The organism is Actinocorallia herbida (assembly GCF_003751225.1).
GTDB classification, from domain to species: domain Bacteria; phylum Actinomycetota; class Actinomycetes; order Streptosporangiales; family Streptosporangiaceae; genus Actinocorallia; species Actinocorallia herbida.
Genome location: NZ_RJKE01000001.1, coordinates 1,628,481 through 1,646,525 on the forward strand (window position 1 = coordinate 1,628,481; position 18,045 = coordinate 1,646,525).

Below are 18,045 nucleotides of genomic sequence, written 5' to 3' on the forward strand. Positions count from 1 at the left end.
CCGGTGCGGGCGGGACGCAACCGAAGAGGACATCATGACCGAGCAGGACTTCACGCTCGAAGAAGAGTTCGAGACCTACGACCCCGACGACTTCGACCCGGCCGCCTACGAGGAGCTGACCGAGGACGGTGAGGCGGAGCCCGCCGTACTGCCGATCGTCGCCGTCGTGGGCCGTCCGAACGTCGGCAAGTCGACCCTGGTGAACCGGATCATCGGCCGTCGCGAGGCGGTCGTGGAGGACGTTCCCGGCGTCACCCGCGACCGCGTCTCCTACAAGGCGAACTGGAACGGCCGCGAGTTCACCGTGGTGGACACCGGCGGCTGGCTGCCCGACTCGCGCGGCCTGGCCGCGGCCATCGCCGAGCAGGCCAAGCTCGCCGTCGAGCTCGCCGACGTGGTGCTGTTCGTGGTGGACGCCAACGTCGGCGCGACCGACATCGACGAGGCCGTCGTGGAGATCCTCCGCCGCGCCAAGAAGCCCGTCGTGCTCGCCGCCAACAAGGCCGACGACACCCGCACGGAGCTGGAGGCCACGGCCCTGTGGAGCCTGGGCGTCGGCGAGCCGATGCCGGTCTCGGCGTTGCACGGCCGCTCCAGCGGCGACCTCCTGGACCGGGTCCTGGAGTCGCTGCCCGAGCCCGCGCCGCGCGAGCGCCTCGGCGAGGCGGTCGGCGGTCCGCGCCGGGTCGCGCTCATGGGACGTCCGAACGTCGGCAAGTCCAGCCTGCTGAACAAGCTGGCCAAGCAGAACCGGGTGGTCGTCGACTCCGTCGCCGGCACCACCCGCGACCCGATCGACGAGCTGATCGACCTCGGCGGCAAGACCTGGCGCTTCATCGACACCGCGGGCATCCGCAAGCGGCACCGCGAGAACCAGGGCGCCGACTTCTACGCGATCCTGCGCACCCAGTCGGCGCTGGAGCGCTCGGAGGTCGCGGTCGTACTGGTGGACGCCAGCGAGCCGCTCGCCGAGCAGGACCTCCGCATCGTCAACACGATCGTGGAGGCGGGCCGAGCCCTGGTGCTGGCCTACAACAAGTGGGACCTGGTCGACGAGGAGCGCCGCTTCTACCTCGACCGCGAGATCGAGCGCCAGCTCGTGGGCGCCCGCTGGGCCCCGCGCGTCAACATCTCGGCGAAGACCGGCCGCCACATGGAGAAGCTGGTCCCCGCGATCGAGACGGCCCTGGACAGCTGGGGCCACCGCGTCCCGACGGGCAAGCTCAACCAGTTCTTCACCGACCTGGTCTCCTCGCACCCGCACCCCATCCGCGGCGGCAAGCAGCCCCGTGTCCTGTTCGCCACCCAGGCGGGCACCCGCCCGCCCCGGTTCGTCCTGTTCACCAGCGGGTTCCTCGAGCCCGGCTACCGCCGGTTCATCGAACGCCGCATCCGCGAGGAGTTCGGCTTCGAGGGCTCGCCCGTGACGGTGACCATGAAGATCCGCGAGAAGAAGAAGGACCGGGACAAGCGCTTCGGCCGCAAGCGCTGACCCGCTCCCCGCACCCGCCCGAAGGCCGCCCCCACCCGGGGCGGCCTTCGCCGTCGGGCCGGGTTGCGCGAAGCCGCCGGGACCTGTGGACTTGGCGGGTGAGTGATCGCCGGGGTGTGCTCTATGTGATCGTCTGCGCCGCCGGATCCGCCGCGCGGCTGCCCGAACTGCTGACCGAGGCGCGGGGGAGGGGCTGGGACGTCTGTGTGGTGGCCACGCCCGCGGCGGAGGAGTTCCTCGACGTCCCGGTGATCGAGGAGATCACCGGGCGGCCGGTCTTCAGCAGGTACCGGCGGCCGGACGAGCCCCGAAGGCTGCCGGATCCCGACGCGGTCGTCGTCGCGCCGGCGACGTACAACACGATCAACAAGTGGGCGCAGGGGATCGCGGACAACTACGCGCTCGGGCTGCTCGCCGAGTGGGTGCCCACAGGGATTCCGGCGGGAGTCCTGCCGTTCGTGAACACCCGCCTCGCGGCGAACCCCGTCTTCGAGTCCTCACTGGCCTACCTGCGGGCGATGGGCGTCCGGGTGATCTACGGGCCGGGGGAGTTCGAGCCGGACCCGCCCCGCGGCCCGTGGGCGGAACCGCCGTGGCCCCTCGTCCTCGACGCGGTGGAGCGCGACCGCCGATGAGTCGGCCGCGTACGGTGTTCTGTCGGTCAATTCGTGGTTGTCTTGACGCTCTGGTAGCCTTGGACACTGACCGGCTTGGGCCCCTCTGGGGGTTCGAGCGCGCAAGTGGAGACTGCTCCCACCTGATCGGCCTTCGAGGCTGATGGGTATCGGTCCGGCGTAGGAATGCGCCGACAGGCTGCTGTGTTGCATCGCGTATTGTGGGATGTGTGCACAGGGGTCGACCGATGGTGGCCTCGCATGCGCGTCGTGCGGGGCTTATCTCTTTTCGGGGGCTCCTGCGACAGGTTCCATCCACGTAGAGCAGGCCCCGGGAGGTCCCATCAGCGCCGAAACGCGTTTCAACGAACCGCGCATCAACGATCGCATTCGCGTGCCGGAAGTCCGGCTCGTCGGGCCCAATGGCGAGCAGGTGGGCATCGTCCCCATCGCCAAGGCGCTCGACCTTGCCCGCGAGTCCGACCTCGACCTCGTCGAGGTCGCGCCCACCGCGCGGCCTCCGGTGGCCAAGCTCATGGACTACGGCAAGTTCAAGTACGAGTCCGCGATGAAGGCGCGTGAGGCGCGGCGCAACCAGGCGCACACGATCATCAAGGAGATCAAGCTCCGCCCGAAGATCGACCCGCACGACTACGAGACCAAGAAGGGTCACGTGGAGCGGTTCCTCAAGGGCGGGGACAAGGTCAAGGTGACGATCATGTTCCGCGGTCGCGAGCAGTCCCGTCCGGAACTCGGTTACCGGCTGCTCCAGCGGCTCGCGCAGGACGTCAACGACCTGGGGTTCGTCGAGTCGAACCCCAAGCAGGACGGCCGGAACATGATCATGGTGATCGGGCCGCACAAGAAGAAGGCCGAGGCCAAGGCCGAGCAGGCCGAGGCCCGCGCCCAGCGCAACGCCCCGCGAGATGCGGAAGGCGAGTCGGAGGCACCCGCGGAGGAATCTGCGCTCGCGGAGGAATCCGCGCCCGCAGACGAGACCGCGACCGCGGAGGGATCCGCGACCGTGGAGGGATCCGCGGAGGAGCCCGGCTCCGAGTGAGACCCACCCGACCGGGGGTCTTGCGAGAGCGAGACCCCCGGTCGGGATGTACGCAGAAAGCTGACCAGGCGTGCATCTTTCCCCTGCACGTCCGGTCAGCCACGCCTAGAAGAAAGAGGGAGACGGCCGCCATGCCGAAGACCAAGACCCACAGCGGTGCCAAGAAGCGCTTCAAGCTGACCGGCTCCGGCAAGGTGGTGCGCCGCCGTGCCAACAAGAACCACCTGCTGGAGCACAAGCCCACCAAGCGCACCCGGCGCCTGGACGGCAACGCGGTGGTCTCCGCCGCCGACACCCCCATGATCAAGAAGCTGCTGCGCAAGTAAGCAGCCGTTCCGACCACATGTACGACCGGTAGGGCCACGACAAAGGGCCCCACCCCCACGAAGGAGTCAGTCACGTGGCACGCGTGAAGAGGGCGGTCAACGCCGCCAAGAAGCGTCGGGTCGTCCTGGAGCGTTCGAGCGGCTACCGCGGCCAGCGGTCGCGCCTGTACCGCAAGGCCAAGGAGCAGCAGCTCCACTCCATGACGTACGCCTTCCGGGACCGCAAGGACCGCAAGGGTCAGTTCCGCCGCCTGTGGATCCAGCGCATCAACGCCGCGGTCCGCCTGAACGGCATGACCTACAACCGGTTCATCCAGGGCCTGAAGATCGCGGAGATCGAGGTCGACCGGCGCATGCTGGCCGAGCTCGCGGTGAACGACGCCGACGCCTTCGCGGCGCTGGTGAAGGTCGCCAAGAGCGCTCTCCCGGCCGAGGCCTGAGGACGCCGAGATGGCGGGCCTCGTCGAGCTGACCAGTGTCCGATCCCCTCGGGTGAAGTCCGCTCGCAGGCTCGCCAAGCGGGCCTTCCGGCAGCAGGATCGCAAGTTCCTGGCCGAAGGCCCGCAGGCGGTGCGCGAAGCGCTCGCCCTGGAGACCGCCTCGGGCACCGGCCTGGTGGAGCTCTACACCACGGCCGAGGCGGCCTCCCGCCACGCGGACCTGGTCGACCTCGCCCTCCAGGCGGGTGTCCCGGTCCTCCGCGCAAGCGGCGAGGTCATGGCCGAACTCGCCCAGACCGTCACCCCGCAGGGGCTGCTGGCGGTCTGCGCCTTCCTGGACGTCCCGCTGGAGCGCGCCCTTTCCGGCGCGCCGAAGCTGGTGACGGTCCTCTCCCACGTGCGAGACCCCGGCAACGCCGGCACGGTCCTGCGCGCGTCCGACGCCGCGGGCGCGGCCTCGGTGATCTTCACGGACGCGTCGGTGGACCCCTACAACGGCAAGTGCGTCAGGGCGTCCGCGGGCAGTCTGTTCCATCTCCCGGTCGTGACCGGGCCCCGCTACACCACCCTCATCCCGGCGCTGAAGGAGGCGGGCCTGACGGTGCTGGCCGCCGACGGCGCGGGCACGCACACCCTGGACGACCTCGCCGACGACGGTTCCCTGGCCAGGCCGACCGCATGGGTGTTCGGCAACGAGGCGTGGGGTCTTCCCGAAGAAGTCAGGGCGCTGGCCGACGACGTCGTGCGCGTCCCGATCCACGGCAAGGCCGAAAGCCTCAATCTGGCCACCGCCGCGGCAGTCTGTCTCTACGCTTCGGCGCGGGCGCAGCGTTCCGTCAGCTAGATCCTGACCACCCAGTCAGGGCCCTGAGGTTGCTCACGGCCCCGGCCGGTTGCGGACCATGGCGCTCCGATGCCCGGATCGTCCGGACTGCGAGGATGACCATGATGGCCCCGGCCCGGGTGCGGGCGCGCGGCCGATCCCATTGGCCTACGAGAGGGAGTACATGCTCCGCCGACCGAGGTCCGAGCCGATGCGCTCAGGCGCCCTGCGCTGCCACGGAGCCGCGGACGACCGGGCGCTGCGCGCCGAACTGGTGGAAGGCCGCCACGAGACCGCCGTGGTGCGGGTCGCGGGGGAGATCGACCTGAGGTCGGCCCGGACGCTGCGCGATCACATGTCCGGCGTGCTCCAGGCGGGTTTCACGTCGATCGTCATCGACTTCCGCGGCGTCACCTTCTGCGACGCCTCCGGGCTGAACGCGCTGGTGGCGCTGGCGAACCGCACCGCCGCGCACGGTGGCGGCGTCTGGCTCTACGGGGTGCGCCCCGCGCAGCGCCGGCTGTTCGAGATCACCGGGCTGCACCGGCGCGTGCCGATCGCCGACGGGGTCGAGGACGCCCTGACCCTTGCCGCCTCCGGCGGCGGCCACCACCCCGGACAAAGCCCGGAAAACCCTTATCCGTAAGGGGTTTCGCGCTCCCAAGTCCCCCTCTCGCGACGCTAAGCTCTCTGCTGTCGGGCCGTTGCGGAGGGGGCCTTTTCATTGGACGGGGACGGGCGGATCACGGCGGTGGGGGTGCCGAGCCCCCGAGGCGTGCCCTCCTTCGGGGACGAGCTGCCCGACGGACTGCTCATCGCCGACGCGCGCGGCAGGGTCGTGGTGTTCAACCGGCGGGCCGAGGCGATCACCGGGCTCCGCCGCGACGCCGTCCTCGGGCGGGCCGCGACGGACGTCCTGCCGTTGCACGACGGCGAGGGCCGCGACTGGTGGAAGGCGATCGACCCCTACCGGGGCCTGTCGACCCGCACCCGGCATCCCGAATGCGGCCTCTACCTCGTGGACGGGCGCGAGGTGCTCGTCACCGCGTCCTATCTGCGCGACAGGTTGCGCCGCCCGCAGCGCTTCATCCTCTCCCTGCGCGACGCCGCCGCGCGCGCCAGGCGGGAGCGGCACCGGGCCGACCTCGTCTCGACGGTCGCGCACGAGCTGCGCTCCCCGCTCACCTCGGTCAAGGGCTTCACCGCGACCCTGCTGGCCAAGTGGCACAGGTTCAACGACGACCAGAAGCTGGTCATGCTGGAGACGGTCAACGCCGACGCCGACCGGGTCACCCGGCTGATCACCGAGCTGCTCGACGTCTCCCGGATCGAGGCGGGACGGCTGGAGATGCGCCGCCAGGTCGTCGACATCGTCGGCACCGCCCGCGAGGTGATCACCCGCAGGGTCGCCGCGGGCGACGACGCGAACCGCTTCCGCCTCGACGCCCGGGGCACCCTCCCCGAGCTCTGGCTGGATCCGGACAAGGTGCACCAGATCCTCGGCAACCTCGTCGAAAACGCCGTGCGGCACGGTGCTGGTACTGTCACTATCGTGGTGGAGCCGGATACCGGAAGGGAGGGGGCAGCCGTGGAGCGGGTCGTGGTCTCGGTGCGCGACGAAGGCGAAGGCATCCCTCCTGAGGCGGCCCAGCGCGTCTTCCGGCAGTTCTGGCGCGGCAACCGCCGCCGGGGCACCGGTCTCGGGCTTTACATCGTGAAGGGCCTCGTCGAGGCGCACGGCGGCGCGATCGCCGTCCAGCGCGCGCCAGGCGGCGGCGCCGAGTTCCGATTTACCCTGCCCGCCGGCAGCCCCGCCTGAGCGAGGTCCCCGGTGGGCGCCCCGAGGCTCCCTGCGCATCGTTGAACGGAATTCCCCTGTGATCGGGCGCCCCGGCGCCGCCCCGTAGGCCCCCAGGGGCCGGAGGGGTTCCGCCGGGATTCCAAGCGCCCGATCACCGCGCGACGTGGGAGCGCCAAGCAAGCAGGCCACTAAACTTGCGGGAATCCCGCTAGGAGCGTTGAAACCACATGTCTGCACCCAACAAGTCTTATGACCCGGTGGAGGTCGCGGCGCTGGCCCCCGAGGCCCTGGACGCCGCCCGGGACGCCGCGCTGGCCGCGATCGCGGCGGCGGCCGACCTGGAGGAGCTGAAGGAGGCGCGCCTCGCCCACCAGGGCGACCGCTCCCCGCTGGCGCTGGCCAACCGTGAGATCGGCGCGCTGCCGCCGCACGCCAAGGCCGACGCGGGCAAGCGCATCGGCGCGGCCCGCGGCGCGGTCGGGCAGGCGCTCAAGGTCCGCCAGGAGGAGCTGGAGGCCGAGCGGGACGCCCGCGTCCTGGTCGAGGAGACGGTCGACGTCACCCTCCCGTGGGACCGCGCCCCGCGCGGCGCCCGGCACCCGCTCACCACGATGGCCGAGCGGATGTCCGACGTGTTCGTCTCGATGGGCTTCGAGATCGCCGAGGGCCCGGAGATCGAGGCCGAGTGGTTCAACTTCGACGCCCTGAACTTCCCGCCCGACCACCCGGCGCGGGCCATGCAGGACACCTTCTTCGTCGAGTCCGAGGACTCCGGGATGGTCCTGCGCACGCACACCTCGCCCGTCCAGATCCGCGCCCTGCTGGAGCGCGAGCTGCCGGTGTACGTGGTCGCCCCGGGCACCACGTTCCGCACCGACGAGCTGGACGCCACGCACAGCCCGGTCTTCCACCAGCTGGAGGGCCTGGCCGTCGACGAGGGCCTGACCATGGCCGACCTCAAGGGCGCGATCTCGGCGTTCGTGAACGGCCTGTTCGGCGACCCGCTGCCGGTGCGGCTGCGCCCGTCGTTCTTCCCGTTCACCGAGCCGTCGGCCGAGGTCGACATGCAGTGCTTCGTGTGCCACGGGGCGTCGGTCGGCAACACCGAGGAGCCCTGCCGCACCTGCTCGTCCGAGGGCTGGATCGAGATCGGCGGCTGCGGCATGGTCAACCCGCGCGTGCTGATCGCCGCGGGCATCGACCCGGAGCGCTACAGCGGCTGGGCGTTCGGCCTCGGCGTCGAGCGGACCCTGATGTTCCGCCACGGCGTGGCCGACATGCACGACATGGTCGAGGGTGACGTCCGGTTCACCCTTCCGTTCGGGATGGAGATCTGATGCGGGCCCCGCTTTCCTGGCTGCGCGAGTACGCGGCCCTGCCCGCCGAGGTGACGGGACGCGAGCTCGCCGCGAAGCTGATCGCCGCGGGCCTCGAGGTCGAGACGGTCGAGACCGCCGACCTCAGCGGCCCGATCGTCACCGGCAAGGTGCTGGCGATCGAGGAGCTGACGGAGTTCAAGAAGCCGATCCGCTGGTGCCAGGTCGACGTCGGCAACGCCGAGCCGCAGAACCTGATCTGCGGCGCGCGGAACTTCGCCGCGGGCGACACCGTGGTCGTGGTGCTGCCCGGTGCCGTCCTGCCGGGCGGTTTCGCGGTCGGCAGGCGCAAGACCTACGGCAAGCTGTCGGAGGGCATGATCTGCTCGCTGCGCGAGCTGGGCATCGGCGACGACCACGACGGCATCCTGATCCTGCCCGAGGACACCGGGGTCGGCCGCGACGCGATCGAGCTGCTCGGCCTCGTCGACGAAGTCCTGGACATCGCGGTCACCCCGGACCGGGGCTACGCCCTGTCGATCCGCGGCATCGCCCGCGAGGCGGCCACCGCTTACGGCGTGGCCTTCACCGACCCGGCCGCGGTCGAGATCCCCGCCGAGGGGCCGTCCTACCCGGCGTCGATCGAGGCGGCCGACGCGTGCGACAGGTTCGTGCTGCGGCAGGTCCGCGGGTTCGACCCGGCCGCGGAGTCCCCGCTGTGGCTGCGCGCCCGGCTGTTCCGCGCGGGCGTGCGCCCGGTGTCGCTCGCGGTGGACGTCACCAACTACGTGATGCTGGAGCTCGGCCAGCCCCTGCACGCGTTCGACGCGGCCAAGCTGACCGGCGAGATCGTCGTGCGCCGCGCGAAGGCCGGGGAGTCCCTGGAGACCCTCGACCACGTGAAGCGCACGCTCGACCCCGGCGACCTCATGATCACCGATGGTTCCGGCGTCATCTCGATCGCGGGCGCCATGGGCGGCCTGCACACCGAGATCGACGGGACCAGCACCGACCTGGTGATCGAGGCGGCCCACTTCGACCCGATCTCCGTCGCCCGGACCGTCCGGCGTCACAAGCTGCACAGTGAGGCGTCCTACCGGTTCGAGCGCGGCGTCGACCGGGAGCTGCCGCTCGCTGCGTCGCTGCGCGCGGTGCGGCTGCTCGCCGAGCTGGGCGGGGCCGAGGTCCTGCCGGGCGCGACGGTCGCCGAGGCCCCGGTCGAGCCGGTGACGATCACCATCCCGGTGTCCCACCCGGCGCGCGTCGCGGGCGTGGACTACTCCCGCGAGACCGTCGTGCGGCGGCTCGAGGAGGTCGGCTGCACCGTCGAGGGCGCCGACCCGATCACGGTCACGCCCGCGTCCTGGCGGCCCGACCTCACCGACCCGAACGACCTCGCCGAAGAGGTCATCCGGCTGGAGGGCTACGACGCGATCCCCGAGCGGGCGCCCCGTCCGTCGGCGGGCCGCGGCCTCACCCCCGGCCAGCGGCTGCGCCGCAGGGTCGGCCGGATCCTCGCCGCGACCGGCCACACCGAGGCGCTGAGCTACCCGTTCACCTCCGCCAAGGACTGGGACGACCTCCAGCTCCCGGCCGACGACGCCCGGCGCAAGGCGCTCCGGCTCGCGAACCCGCTGTCGGAGGACGAGCCGCTGCTGCGCACGACGCTGCTGCCCGGTCTGATGCGGACCGCGGCCCGCAACCTCGGCCGCGGCCACGCCGACCTCGCGCTGTTCGAGACGGGCCTGGTGTACCGGCCCAAGGACGGCGCGGGCAAGGTGCCGGCCTACGGCGTCGACAAGGCGCCGACGGCCGAGCAGCTCGCCGCGATCGAGGCGGCCCTGCCGGACCAGCCGCAGCGCGTCGCGGTCGTGCTCACCGGCACGGCCGAGCCCGCCGGCTGGTGGGGCGCGGGCCGTCCCGCGGGCTGGCAGGACGCGATCGAGGCGGCCCGGCTGATCGCCCGTGAGGCGGGCGTCGAGCTGCGGATCACCGCCGATCAGCACGCGCCCTGGCACCCGGGCCGCTGCGCCGCCCTGTATGTCGGCGACGTGCTCGTCGGCCACGCGGGCGAGCTGCACCCGCGCGTCGCCCAGGCGTACGGCCTGCCGCCGCGCGCCGCCGCCGCCGAGCTGGAGCTCGACCGCCTCCTCGGCGGAACCGCCCCGAAGGCCCCGCACGTGTCCGCCTACCCGGTGGCCACCCGCGACGTCGCCCTCGTGGTCTCCGCCGACACCCCGGCCGCGGCCGTGGAGGCGGCCCTGATCGAAGGCGCGGGCGAGCTCCTGGAGTCCGTCCGTCTCTTCGACGTCTACACCGGCGACCAGGTGGCCGAAGGCAGCAAGTCGCTCGCCTACGCCCTGCGCTTCCGGGCCGCCGACCGGACCCTGACGGCCGAGGAGGCCTCCGCGGCCCGCGACGCCGCCGTCACCGAGGCCGCCGACCGCACCGGAGCCGCCCTGCGGTAGCCCGAGCGGTAAGAGCGAAGCCCCGTACGGATTCGTCCGTACGGGGCTTCGTCGTCTCCGGGGAGATCAGGAGGTCTGGAGATCAGGAGGTCTTGGCGAGCTGGAAGGAGTCGCCTTCCCGGGTGAGGAGCCACGGGCCGTTGGCGAAGGCGGTGCCTTCGCGGGGGGTGGCGGTCTGGTCTGCGGCGTCGTAGACGAGGGACTCGTCGGAGGTGGTGTAGGCGATGACGTCGTCGCCGGCGGAGAGGGTGGCCTCCCCCTCGGGGAGGGGGTCGGGGACGGCGCGGGGCGCCCACGTCTCGGGGTCGTAGAGGGTGAGGGAGCCCTCGTCGGCCACGGCGAAGGTGTCCTTGGCGGCCGCGTAGAGGGTCGCCTTGGTGGCGCCGGGGAGGTCGTGGTCCTCGGCGGCGCCGGTCTCCATGTCGACCCGGTGGACGCCCTGGCCGGTCGCCCCGGCCTCGCCGGGCCGGAGGACGTAGACGTACGGGTAGGAGAAGGCCGCCGCGTAGCCCTCGGTGAGGGGGCTGGGCTCGTCGGCGCAGCCGCGCGCGGTCCAGACGCGGCCTCCGGGGCTGCGGTCGGTCCACACCACGACGCCCTCGTCGACGTGGAAACCGACGCTGGCGCGCCGGGCCACCCCGGTCGTGCCGAGCTGCACGGGATCGCCCTGGGCGCCCTGGCACATGAGCTGGAAGCCGTCGTCGGTGCGCTTCGGCCAGACCGTCACCTCGGCGGAGCCGGTCGCGGAGTACAGGCCGTCGGCCTTGGCGATGGGGACGGGCGCGCTGAGCAGGGCACTGAGGTCGGTCCGCCACAGGGTGCGGTCGCTGCGCCCGTTCGGGCCGACGCCCATGCCGAGGACCGTGCCGTCGGGCCCGATCCCGAAGACGGTGAGGGTCTTGCCGGTGGGGAGGCTGCGGTCGAAGCCGCCCGCGGCCCCCGGCGGGGTCTCGGCGCCCGGCCCGTCGCCTTGGAACTCGCCGAGCCCGAGGTCGGGGCCGCTCCCGCCGGACGTCCCGCCCTTCTCACCGGGCTCGACGGTGCCGATCGCGATCGGGGGCGGCGTGGCCCCGCCGTCGCCGGAGTTCGGCAGCAGCGACGGCAGGGCCAGCCCGCCCGCGACGACCAGGGAGGCCCCGGCGACGGATCCGGCCGCGCGGCGGCGGCGCCGGCGCACCACGACCTGGCGGTCCACCCGGCCGAGGACGCGGTCGCGTGCCTCCGCGGAGGGCTCGGCGCCGTCCAGGGCCTGGAGCCGGCTCGCGACGAGCTGCTCAAGATCTTCCACGTCGGTCCTCCATGAGTGCCCGCTCAGGGTCGTCCAGCATCCCGGCGCGCAGTTTGGCCAGGGCCCGGGAGGCCTGGCTCTTCACCGTCCCGCGCGAGCAGCCGAGGGCTCGCGCGGTCTCCTCTTCGCTGAGCTGCTCGAAGTACCGCAGGACGAGGACGGCCCGCATCCGCGGCGGCAGCGCCTGGAGCGCCGCGTCGAGCCCGTCGACCTCGTGCACCCGGTTGAGCCCGGGGTCGTCGGCGGCGATCTCGGGCACCCCGGGGACGAGGTGCTCCAGCTTGGGCCGCCGCCATCGGTTGGCCATGATGCGCGCCATGGTCGTGCGCACGTAGCCCTCCGGGTCGTCTTTGCGCCGAATCCTGCCCCAGGCGACGCCGGTACGGGTGAGGGCCTCCTGGACGAGGTCCTCGGCGTCGTGCTGGTTGCCGGTGAGGACATACGCGTAGCGGTAGAGCGCCGGGAAACGGTGGGCGACGAACGCGTCGAACTGACGCTCCGGGTCCCCGCTCCGCATGAATGTCCCTTCCTACTCAAAGACACCCGAGGGTTCCAAAGGGTTGCATGGGAACCGTGCGGGTCGTGCCAAATCCTCCCATGTCCACATGGTGAGAGGTTCCTTGATCCAGCTTGAATAGTCATCCGGACCCGTGCATACTTTTCCCATCACAGACTGAGGGGCGGGATCATGGGGTACCGGGCTGCGGTAGCGGGCGCGAGCGGTTACGCGGGCGGTGAGCTGCTGCGCTTCCTCGCGGCGCACCCCGAGTTCGAGATCGGCGCCCTCACCGCGGGCGGTAACGCGGGGCAGCCGCTCGGCGCGCTCCAGCCGCACCTGCGGTCCCTCGCGGGCCGGATCCTGGAGGAGACCACCCCCGAGACCCTCGCGGGCCACGACGTCGTCTTCCTGGCCCTCCCGCACGGCGCCTCCGGCCCCCTGGCGGCCCAGCTCGGCGAGGACGTCCTGGTCGTCGACTGCGGCGCGGACTTCCGGCTCGAAGACGCGGGGGAGTGGGAGCACTTCTACGGCTCGCCCCACGCCGGCACCTGGCCCTACGGCCTTCCCGAGCTGCCCGGCCAGCGCGCGGTCCTCGCCGGGACCAAGCGGATCGCCGTCCCCGGCTGCTACCCGACCGTCTCGTCGCTCGCCCTGGTGCCCGCCTTCACCGCGGGCCTCGCAGAGCCGGACGTCGTGGTCGTCGCCGCCTCGGGGACCTCCGGCGCGGGCAAGGCGCCCAAGACCAACCTGCTGGGCAGTGAGGTGATGGGCGCGGTGTCGGCCTACGGCGTCGGCGGCGTCCACCGGCACACCCCCGAGATCATCCAGAACCTCTCCAAGGCCGCGGGCGAGGACGTCATGGTGTCGTTCACCCCGACGCTCGCCCCCATGAGCCGCGGCATCCTCGCCACCTGCACCGCCAAGGCCAAGCCGGGCGTCACCTACGCGGCCCTGCGCGAGGCGTACGCCGCCGCGTATGACGCCGAGCCTTTCGTCGATCTTCTGCCCGAGGGCCAGTGGCCGTCCACGGCGATGACCCTGGGCGCGAACACCGCGCTCATGCAGGTCGCCCTGGACGAGCGGTCCCGACGAATCGTGGTGGTCGCCGCGATCGACAACCTCGCCAAGGGAACCGCGGGAGGCGCCGTGCAGTCGGCCAACCTCGCCCTCGGCATCCCCGAGGAGACCGGGCTGACCACCTTCGCCGTCGCACCCTGAAACCCCCACCTCGACAGCAGAGAGAGGGCGCATGAGCGTCACCGCACCATTGGGCTTCCGGGCCTCGGGCGTCGCCGCGGGCATCAAGAACAACGGCACCCGCGACCTCGCCCTCGTCGTCAACGACGGGCCTTCCCGCGCCGCCGCCGCCGTCTTCACCGCCAACCGCGTCCAGGCCGCGCCCGTCCTGTGGAGCCGCCAGGTCGTCTCCGGCGGCCGCGTCCGCGCCGTCGTGCTGAACTCCGGCGGCGCCAACGCCTGCACCGGCGCGCCCGGCTTCCAGGACACCCACACCACCGCCGAGAAGGCCGGCGACGTCCTCGCCGACTCCGCGGGCGAGATCGCCGTCTGCTCCACCGGCCTCATCGGCATCCGCCTGCCGATGGACGCGCTGCTCGCCGGCGTCGACGCCGCCGCCGCCGACCTCACCCGTGACGGCGGCCTGAACGCCGCCGACGCCATCCGCACCACCGACACCGTCGCCAAGATCTCCTTCCGGCGCGGCGAGGGCGGCTACATGATCGGCGGGATGGCCAAGGGCGCGGGCATGCTCGCCCCCTCCCTGGCCACCATGCTCGTCGTGCTCACCACCGACGCCGACCTCCCGGCCGACGCACTGGACCGCTGCCTGCGCGCCGCCACGTCGCACAGTTTCGACCGGCTCGACGCCGACGGCTGCCTGTCCACCAACGACACGGTCCTGCTCATGGCCAGCGGCGCCACCGGCGTCGTGCCGGGCGAGGCCGAGTTCACCGCGAAGCTCACCGAGGTCTGCCTCGACCTGACCCGCCAGCTCCTGGTGGACGCCGAGGGCGCCTCCAAGGCCATCGCGATCGAGGTCGTCGGGGCCGACACCGTCGCCGACGCCGTCACCGTGGGCCGCTCGATCGCCCGCAACAACCTGCTCAAGTGCGCGATCAAGGGCGAGGACCCCAACTGGGGCCGGGTCCTGTCGGCCGTCGGCACCACCGACGCCGTCTTCGAGCCCGACCGGCTGAACGTCGCCATCAACGGCGTCTGGGTGTGCCGGAGCGGCTCGGTCGGCGAGGACCGTGACAAGGTGGACCTGCGTCCGCGGGACGTCGCCATCACCGTCGACCTCTCGGCGGGCAAGCACTCCGCGACGGTCTGGACGACGGACCTCACCGAGGAGTACGTCCACGAGAACTCGGCGTACAGCTCATGAACCGCAAAGAGGCGATGACCAAGGCCGGCGTCCTGATCGAGGCCCTGCCGTGGCTCGAGCGGTTCCACGGCAAGACCGTCGTGGTCAAGTACGGCGGCAACGCCATGACCGACGACGCCCTGCGCGAGTCGTTCGCCAGCGACATCGTCTTCCTGCGCCTCGCGGGCCTGCGCCCGGTCGTCGTGCACGGCGGCGGCCCGCAGATCAACGCCGCGCTCGACAGGTTCGGCATCGCCTCGCACTTCACCGCGGGGCTGCGGGTCACCACGCCCGAGGCGATGGACGTGGTGCGGATGGTCCTCACCGGCCAGGTCAACCGCGAGGTCGTCGGCCTGGTCAACGCGCACGGCCCCTACGCCGTCGGCATGTCGGGCGAGGACGCGCACCTGTTCACCGCCGAGAAGCTGCACGCGATCGTCGACGGGGAGCCCGTCGACATCGGGCAGGTCGGCGAGATCGTCAAGGTCGACCCGGGCGCGGTGCAGAGCCTGCTGAACGACGGCCGCATCCCGGTGATCTCCTCGGTCGCCCGCGGCGTCGACGGCCAGATCTACAACGTCAACGCCGACACCGCGGCCGCCGCGCTGGCCGCGGCGCTGGGCGCGACCAAGCTGATCGTGCTCACCGACGTCGAGGGCCTGTACGCCGACTGGCCGAACAGCGACGAGGTGATCCGGTCGCTGACCGCGGCCGAACTCGAGGAACTGCTGCCGGGCCTGTCCTCCGGCATGGTCCCCAAGATGGGCGCGTGCCTGCACGCGGTGTCCAATGGCGTGCCCCAGGCGCACGTCCTCGACGGCCGCGTCCCGCACTCGCTTCTGCTGGAAGTCTTCACCGATGAAGGAGTCGGAACGATGGTGGTGCCGTCATGACGTGGCAGGACGACTTCAAGGCCTCCTTCATGCCCAACCGTCCCGTGCCCCCGGTGCTGCTCACGCACGGTGAGGGCAGCACGGTCTGGGACAGCGAGGGCAACGCCTACCTCGACCTCTTCGCGGGCATCGCGGTCTCCTCGCTCGGCCACGCCCACCCGGCGCTCGTCGCGGCGGTCACCGCGCAGGTCGGCAGGATCGCGCACGTCGGGCCGCTGCTGACCAGCGAGCCGGAGATCCGGCTCGCCCAGCGGCTGATCGAGCTGATCGGCGTGCCCGGCAAGGTCTTCTTCTGCAACTCCGGCACCGAGGCCAACGACGCGGCCTTCAAACTGATCCGCAAGCACGCGGGGCCGGACAAGTACATCGTGGCCATGGAGAACGGCTTCCACGGCCGGACCATGGGCGCGCTGGCGATGACCGGCAAGAAGGCGATCCGGGAGCCCTTCGGGCCGTACGGGGTGGACGTTCGGTTCGTCCCCTACGGTGACGCCGAGGCGCTCAAGGCCGCCGTGACCGACGGGTGCGCGGCCGTCATCCTGGAGACCACCCAGGGCGAGGCGGGCGTCATCCCCGCCCCCGCGGGCTACCTGACCGCGGCCCGGCAGGCCTGCGACGCCGTCGGCGCCCTCCTGGTCCTCGACGAGATCCAGAGCGGCATCGGCAGGACAGGTACCTGGTTCGCGCACCAGCACGAGGGCGTCATCCCCGACATCCTCACCCTCGCCAAAGGGCTCGGCGGCGGCATCCCGATCGGCCTGGTCATCGGCTTCGGCCCGGCCGGGGACATCTTCGCCCCCGGAGACCACGGCGGCACCTTCGGCGGCAACCCCGTCGCCGCCTCGGCCGCCCTGGCCGTCCTGGACACCATCGAGCGCGACGGGCTGCTCGCCCACGCGGTGAAGATCGGCGACCTGCTGTCCGCCGGGATCGCCGGCGTGGACCACCCGCTGCTCGCCGGCGTGCGCGGCTCGGGCCTCTGGCTCGGCCTGATGCTCACCGAACCCGTCGCCGCGCAGGTCCGCGAGTCCGCGCAGCGGGCCGGCTTCCTGGTCAACAACGTCCAGGCGGACGCGATCCGGCTGGCGCCCCCGCTCACCCTGACCGCCGAGGAGGCGCGGTCCTTCATCGACGCGCTTCCGGCGATCCTGGACGGGGTGACGGCATGACCAGGCACTTCCTGCGGGACGACGACCTCAGCCCCGCCGAGCAGGCCGAGGTCCTCGACCTCGCGATCGCGATGAAGGCCGACAGGTACGGCAGCAAGCCCCTCGCGGGCCCGAAGTCGGTGGCCGTCCTGTTCGACAAGGCCTCCACCAGGACCCGGCTGTCGTTCGCCGCGGGCATCGCCGAACTCGGCGGCAACCCCCTGGTGATCGACGCGGGCACCAGCCAGCTCGGCCGCGGCGAGACCATCGCCGACACCGCCCGCGTGCTGGACCGGATCTGCGCCGCGATCGTCTGGCGGACCTTCGGCCAGGAGCGGATCGAGGAGATGGCGCACGCCTCGGCCGTCCCCGTCGTCAACGCCCTCACCGACGAGTTCCACCCCTGCCAGATCCTCGCCGACCTGCTCACGGTCAAGGAGCACAAGGGCGGGCTCGCAGGGCTGACCCTCACCTACCTGGGCGACGGCGCCAACAACATGGCCCACTCCTACCTGCTGGGCGGGGCCACCGCGGGCATGCACGTCCGCGTCGCGGGGCCGGAGGGCCACCTCCCCGACCCCGACATATGGCGGCGCGCCGAGGAGATCGCCAAGGCGACCGGCGGCTCTGTGGAGATCACCACCGACGCCCGCGCCGCGGCCACCGGCTCCGACGTCCTGGCCACCGACACATGGGTGTCGATGGGCCAGGAAGGCAAGGACATCTCCAAGTACGAGCCTTACGCCCTCACCGAGGAGCTCGTCTCCCTCGCGGGCCCTGAGGTGGCCGTCCTGCACTGCCTTCCGGCGTACCGGGACAAGGAGATCGCTTCCACCGTCCTCGACGGGCCGAACAGCGTAGTCTGGGACGAGGCGGAGAACCGTCTGCACGCCCAGAAGGCCCTGCTCGCCTGGCTGCTGGAGCGGTAGCGGTGACCACCCCGATGACGAAGGCGGCGCGGCAGGCCCGCGTCCTGGAGTTGCTGACCCGGCACAAGGTCCACTCGCAGGGCGAACTCGCCAAGCTGCTCGCCGACGACGGCTTGGAGGTCACCCAGGCCACCGTCTCGCGCGACCTCGTCGAGATCGGGGCGGTCCGGCTGCGCGCCGACGACGGCAGCCTCATCTACGCCGTCCCCGGGGAGGGCGGCGACCGCATCAAGCTCGCCCGCACGGGAAACGCCGAGACCTTCGCGTCCCGGCTCGCACGGCTGGCCCAGGAACTCCTGGTCTCCGCGCAGGCCTCGGCCAACCTCGTGATCGTGCGGACACCGCCGGGTGCGGCGCAGTACCTGGCATCGGCGATCGATCACGCCGAATGGCCTTCGATCCTCGGCACGGTCGCGGGAGACGACTCGATCCTCGTCATCTCCCGCGACCCGCTGGGCGGCGAGGCCGTGGCGGCCCGCCTCCTCGCGATGACCGAACGACGAAGCCAGGGGTCGGAAGACCCCCGCCCCCGCGAAGACCTTTCATGAACTACCGGAGGAGAAAG

The 18,045-nt window shown here is 72.0% G+C and carries 18 protein-coding genes; 16 read left to right on the top strand and 2 right to left on the bottom strand.

Annotation, left to right across the window (positions count from 1 at the left end):
* The first annotated feature begins 34 nt into the window (after positions 1 to 34).
* The 10 genes from der (at position 35) to pheT (ending at position 10,340) form a co-directional block, all read left to right on the top strand.
* Positions 35 to 1,492 (top strand): ribosome biogenesis GTPase Der, encoded by a 1,458-nt coding sequence (der, locus tag EDD29_RS07705; RefSeq protein ID WP_123663686.1) that lies wholly within the window; start codon positions 35 to 37, stop codon positions 1,490 to 1,492.
* A gap of 98 nt (positions 1,493 to 1,590) precedes the next feature.
* A complete protein-coding gene (locus EDD29_RS07710) occupies positions 1,591 to 2,127 on the top strand; it encodes a flavoprotein (protein ID WP_123663688.1) in 537 nt (178 codons plus the stop codon).
* Positions 2,128 to 2,449: 322 nt separating this feature from the next.
* On the top strand, positions 2,450 to 3,166 hold the full coding sequence (gene infC / locus EDD29_RS07715) for a translation initiation factor IF-3 (protein ID WP_281281019.1): 717 nt from the start codon (positions 2,450 to 2,452) through the stop codon (positions 3,164 to 3,166).
* Between the two features lie 131 nt (positions 3,167 to 3,297).
* Positions 3,298 to 3,492 (top strand): 50S ribosomal protein L35, encoded by a 195-nt coding sequence (rpmI, locus tag EDD29_RS07720; RefSeq protein WP_106398591.1) that lies wholly within the window; start codon positions 3,298 to 3,300, stop codon positions 3,490 to 3,492.
* Between the two features lie 74 nt (positions 3,493 to 3,566).
* The gene (gene rplT, locus EDD29_RS07725; RefSeq protein ID WP_123663692.1) at positions 3,567 to 3,932 is read left to right on the top strand and encodes a 50S ribosomal protein L20; all 366 of its coding nucleotides are present in this window, start codon (positions 3,567 to 3,569) and stop codon (positions 3,930 to 3,932) included.
* Between the two features lie 10 nt (positions 3,933 to 3,942).
* Positions 3,943 to 4,776 (top strand): TrmH family RNA methyltransferase, encoded by an 834-nt coding sequence (locus EDD29_RS07730; RefSeq protein ID WP_123663693.1) that lies wholly within the window; start codon positions 3,943 to 3,945, stop codon positions 4,774 to 4,776.
* Positions 4,777 to 4,966: 190 nt separating this feature from the next.
* A complete protein-coding gene (locus EDD29_RS07735) occupies positions 4,967 to 5,401 on the top strand; it encodes an STAS domain-containing protein (RefSeq protein WP_170201317.1) in 435 nt (144 codons plus the stop codon).
* Between the two features lie 129 nt (positions 5,402 to 5,530).
* Positions 5,531 to 6,574, top strand: coding sequence for a sensor histidine kinase (locus EDD29_RS07740; protein ID WP_246052582.1), 1,044 nt, complete (start codon positions 5,531 to 5,533; stop codon positions 6,572 to 6,574).
* Positions 6,575 to 6,783: 209 nt separating this feature from the next.
* Positions 6,784 to 7,893 carry a phenylalanine--tRNA ligase subunit alpha gene (pheS, locus tag EDD29_RS07745; protein WP_123663699.1) on the top strand — a complete coding sequence of 370 codons (1,110 nt, stop codon included), beginning with the start codon at positions 6,784 to 6,786 and terminating at the stop codon, positions 7,891 to 7,893.
* Positions 7,893 to 10,340: a phenylalanine--tRNA ligase subunit beta gene (gene pheT / locus EDD29_RS07750; protein WP_123663702.1), complete on the top strand. Its 2,448-nt coding sequence runs from the start codon at positions 7,893 to 7,895 to the stop codon at positions 10,338 to 10,340. The genes pheS and pheT overlap by 1 nt, the downstream gene beginning before the upstream one ends.
* Before the next feature lie 82 nt (positions 10,341 to 10,422).
* Here the strand turns inward: pheT and EDD29_RS07755 are convergent, their stop codons facing one another.
* Together EDD29_RS07755 and EDD29_RS07760 are read right to left on the bottom strand one after the other, a co-directional pair.
* The gene (locus tag EDD29_RS07755) at positions 10,423 to 11,628 is read right to left on the bottom strand and encodes a hypothetical protein (protein ID WP_123663704.1); all 1,206 of its coding nucleotides are present in this window, start codon (positions 11,626 to 11,628) and stop codon (positions 10,423 to 10,425) included.
* Entirely contained in the window at positions 11,615 to 12,145 is a 531-nt protein-coding gene (locus EDD29_RS07760) for a SigE family RNA polymerase sigma factor (protein WP_123663706.1), read from the bottom strand. The genes EDD29_RS07755 and EDD29_RS07760 overlap by 14 nt, the downstream gene beginning before the upstream one ends.
* Before the next feature lie 171 nt (positions 12,146 to 12,316).
* Here EDD29_RS07760 and argC point away from each other — a divergent pair, with 171 nt between their 5' ends.
* From argC to EDD29_RS07790, 6 genes are read left to right on the top strand one after another with little or no spacing between them, the layout of a single operon-like run.
* Positions 12,317 to 13,345 (top strand): N-acetyl-gamma-glutamyl-phosphate reductase, encoded by a 1,029-nt coding sequence (gene argC, locus EDD29_RS07765; RefSeq protein WP_123663707.1) that lies wholly within the window; start codon positions 12,317 to 12,319, stop codon positions 13,343 to 13,345.
* A 31-nt stretch (positions 13,346 to 13,376) separates the two neighbouring features.
* Entirely contained in the window at positions 13,377 to 14,531 is a 1,155-nt protein-coding gene (gene argJ, locus EDD29_RS07770; RefSeq protein ID WP_123663709.1) for a bifunctional glutamate N-acetyltransferase/amino-acid acetyltransferase ArgJ, read from the top strand.
* Entirely contained in the window at positions 14,528 to 15,403 is an 876-nt protein-coding gene (gene argB / locus EDD29_RS07775; RefSeq protein WP_123663711.1) for an acetylglutamate kinase, read from the top strand. The genes argJ and argB overlap by 4 nt, the downstream gene beginning before the upstream one ends.
* Positions 15,400 to 16,572, top strand: a complete 1,173-nt coding sequence (locus EDD29_RS07780) for an acetylornithine transaminase (protein WP_123663712.1) — start codon at positions 15,400 to 15,402, stop codon at positions 16,570 to 16,572. Before argB ends, EDD29_RS07780 begins: the two co-directional genes overlap by 4 nt.
* On the top strand, positions 16,569 to 17,480 hold the full coding sequence (gene argF, locus EDD29_RS07785; RefSeq protein WP_123663714.1) for an ornithine carbamoyltransferase: 912 nt from the start codon (positions 16,569 to 16,571) through the stop codon (positions 17,478 to 17,480). The genes EDD29_RS07780 and argF overlap by 4 nt, the downstream gene beginning before the upstream one ends.
* A 2-nt stretch (positions 17,481 to 17,482) precedes the next feature.
* Complete coding sequence (locus tag EDD29_RS07790; RefSeq protein ID WP_281280861.1) at positions 17,483 to 18,028, top strand: arginine repressor; 546 nt, start codon at positions 17,483 to 17,485, stop codon at positions 18,026 to 18,028.
* Positions 18,029 to 18,045: the final 17 nt, after the last annotated feature.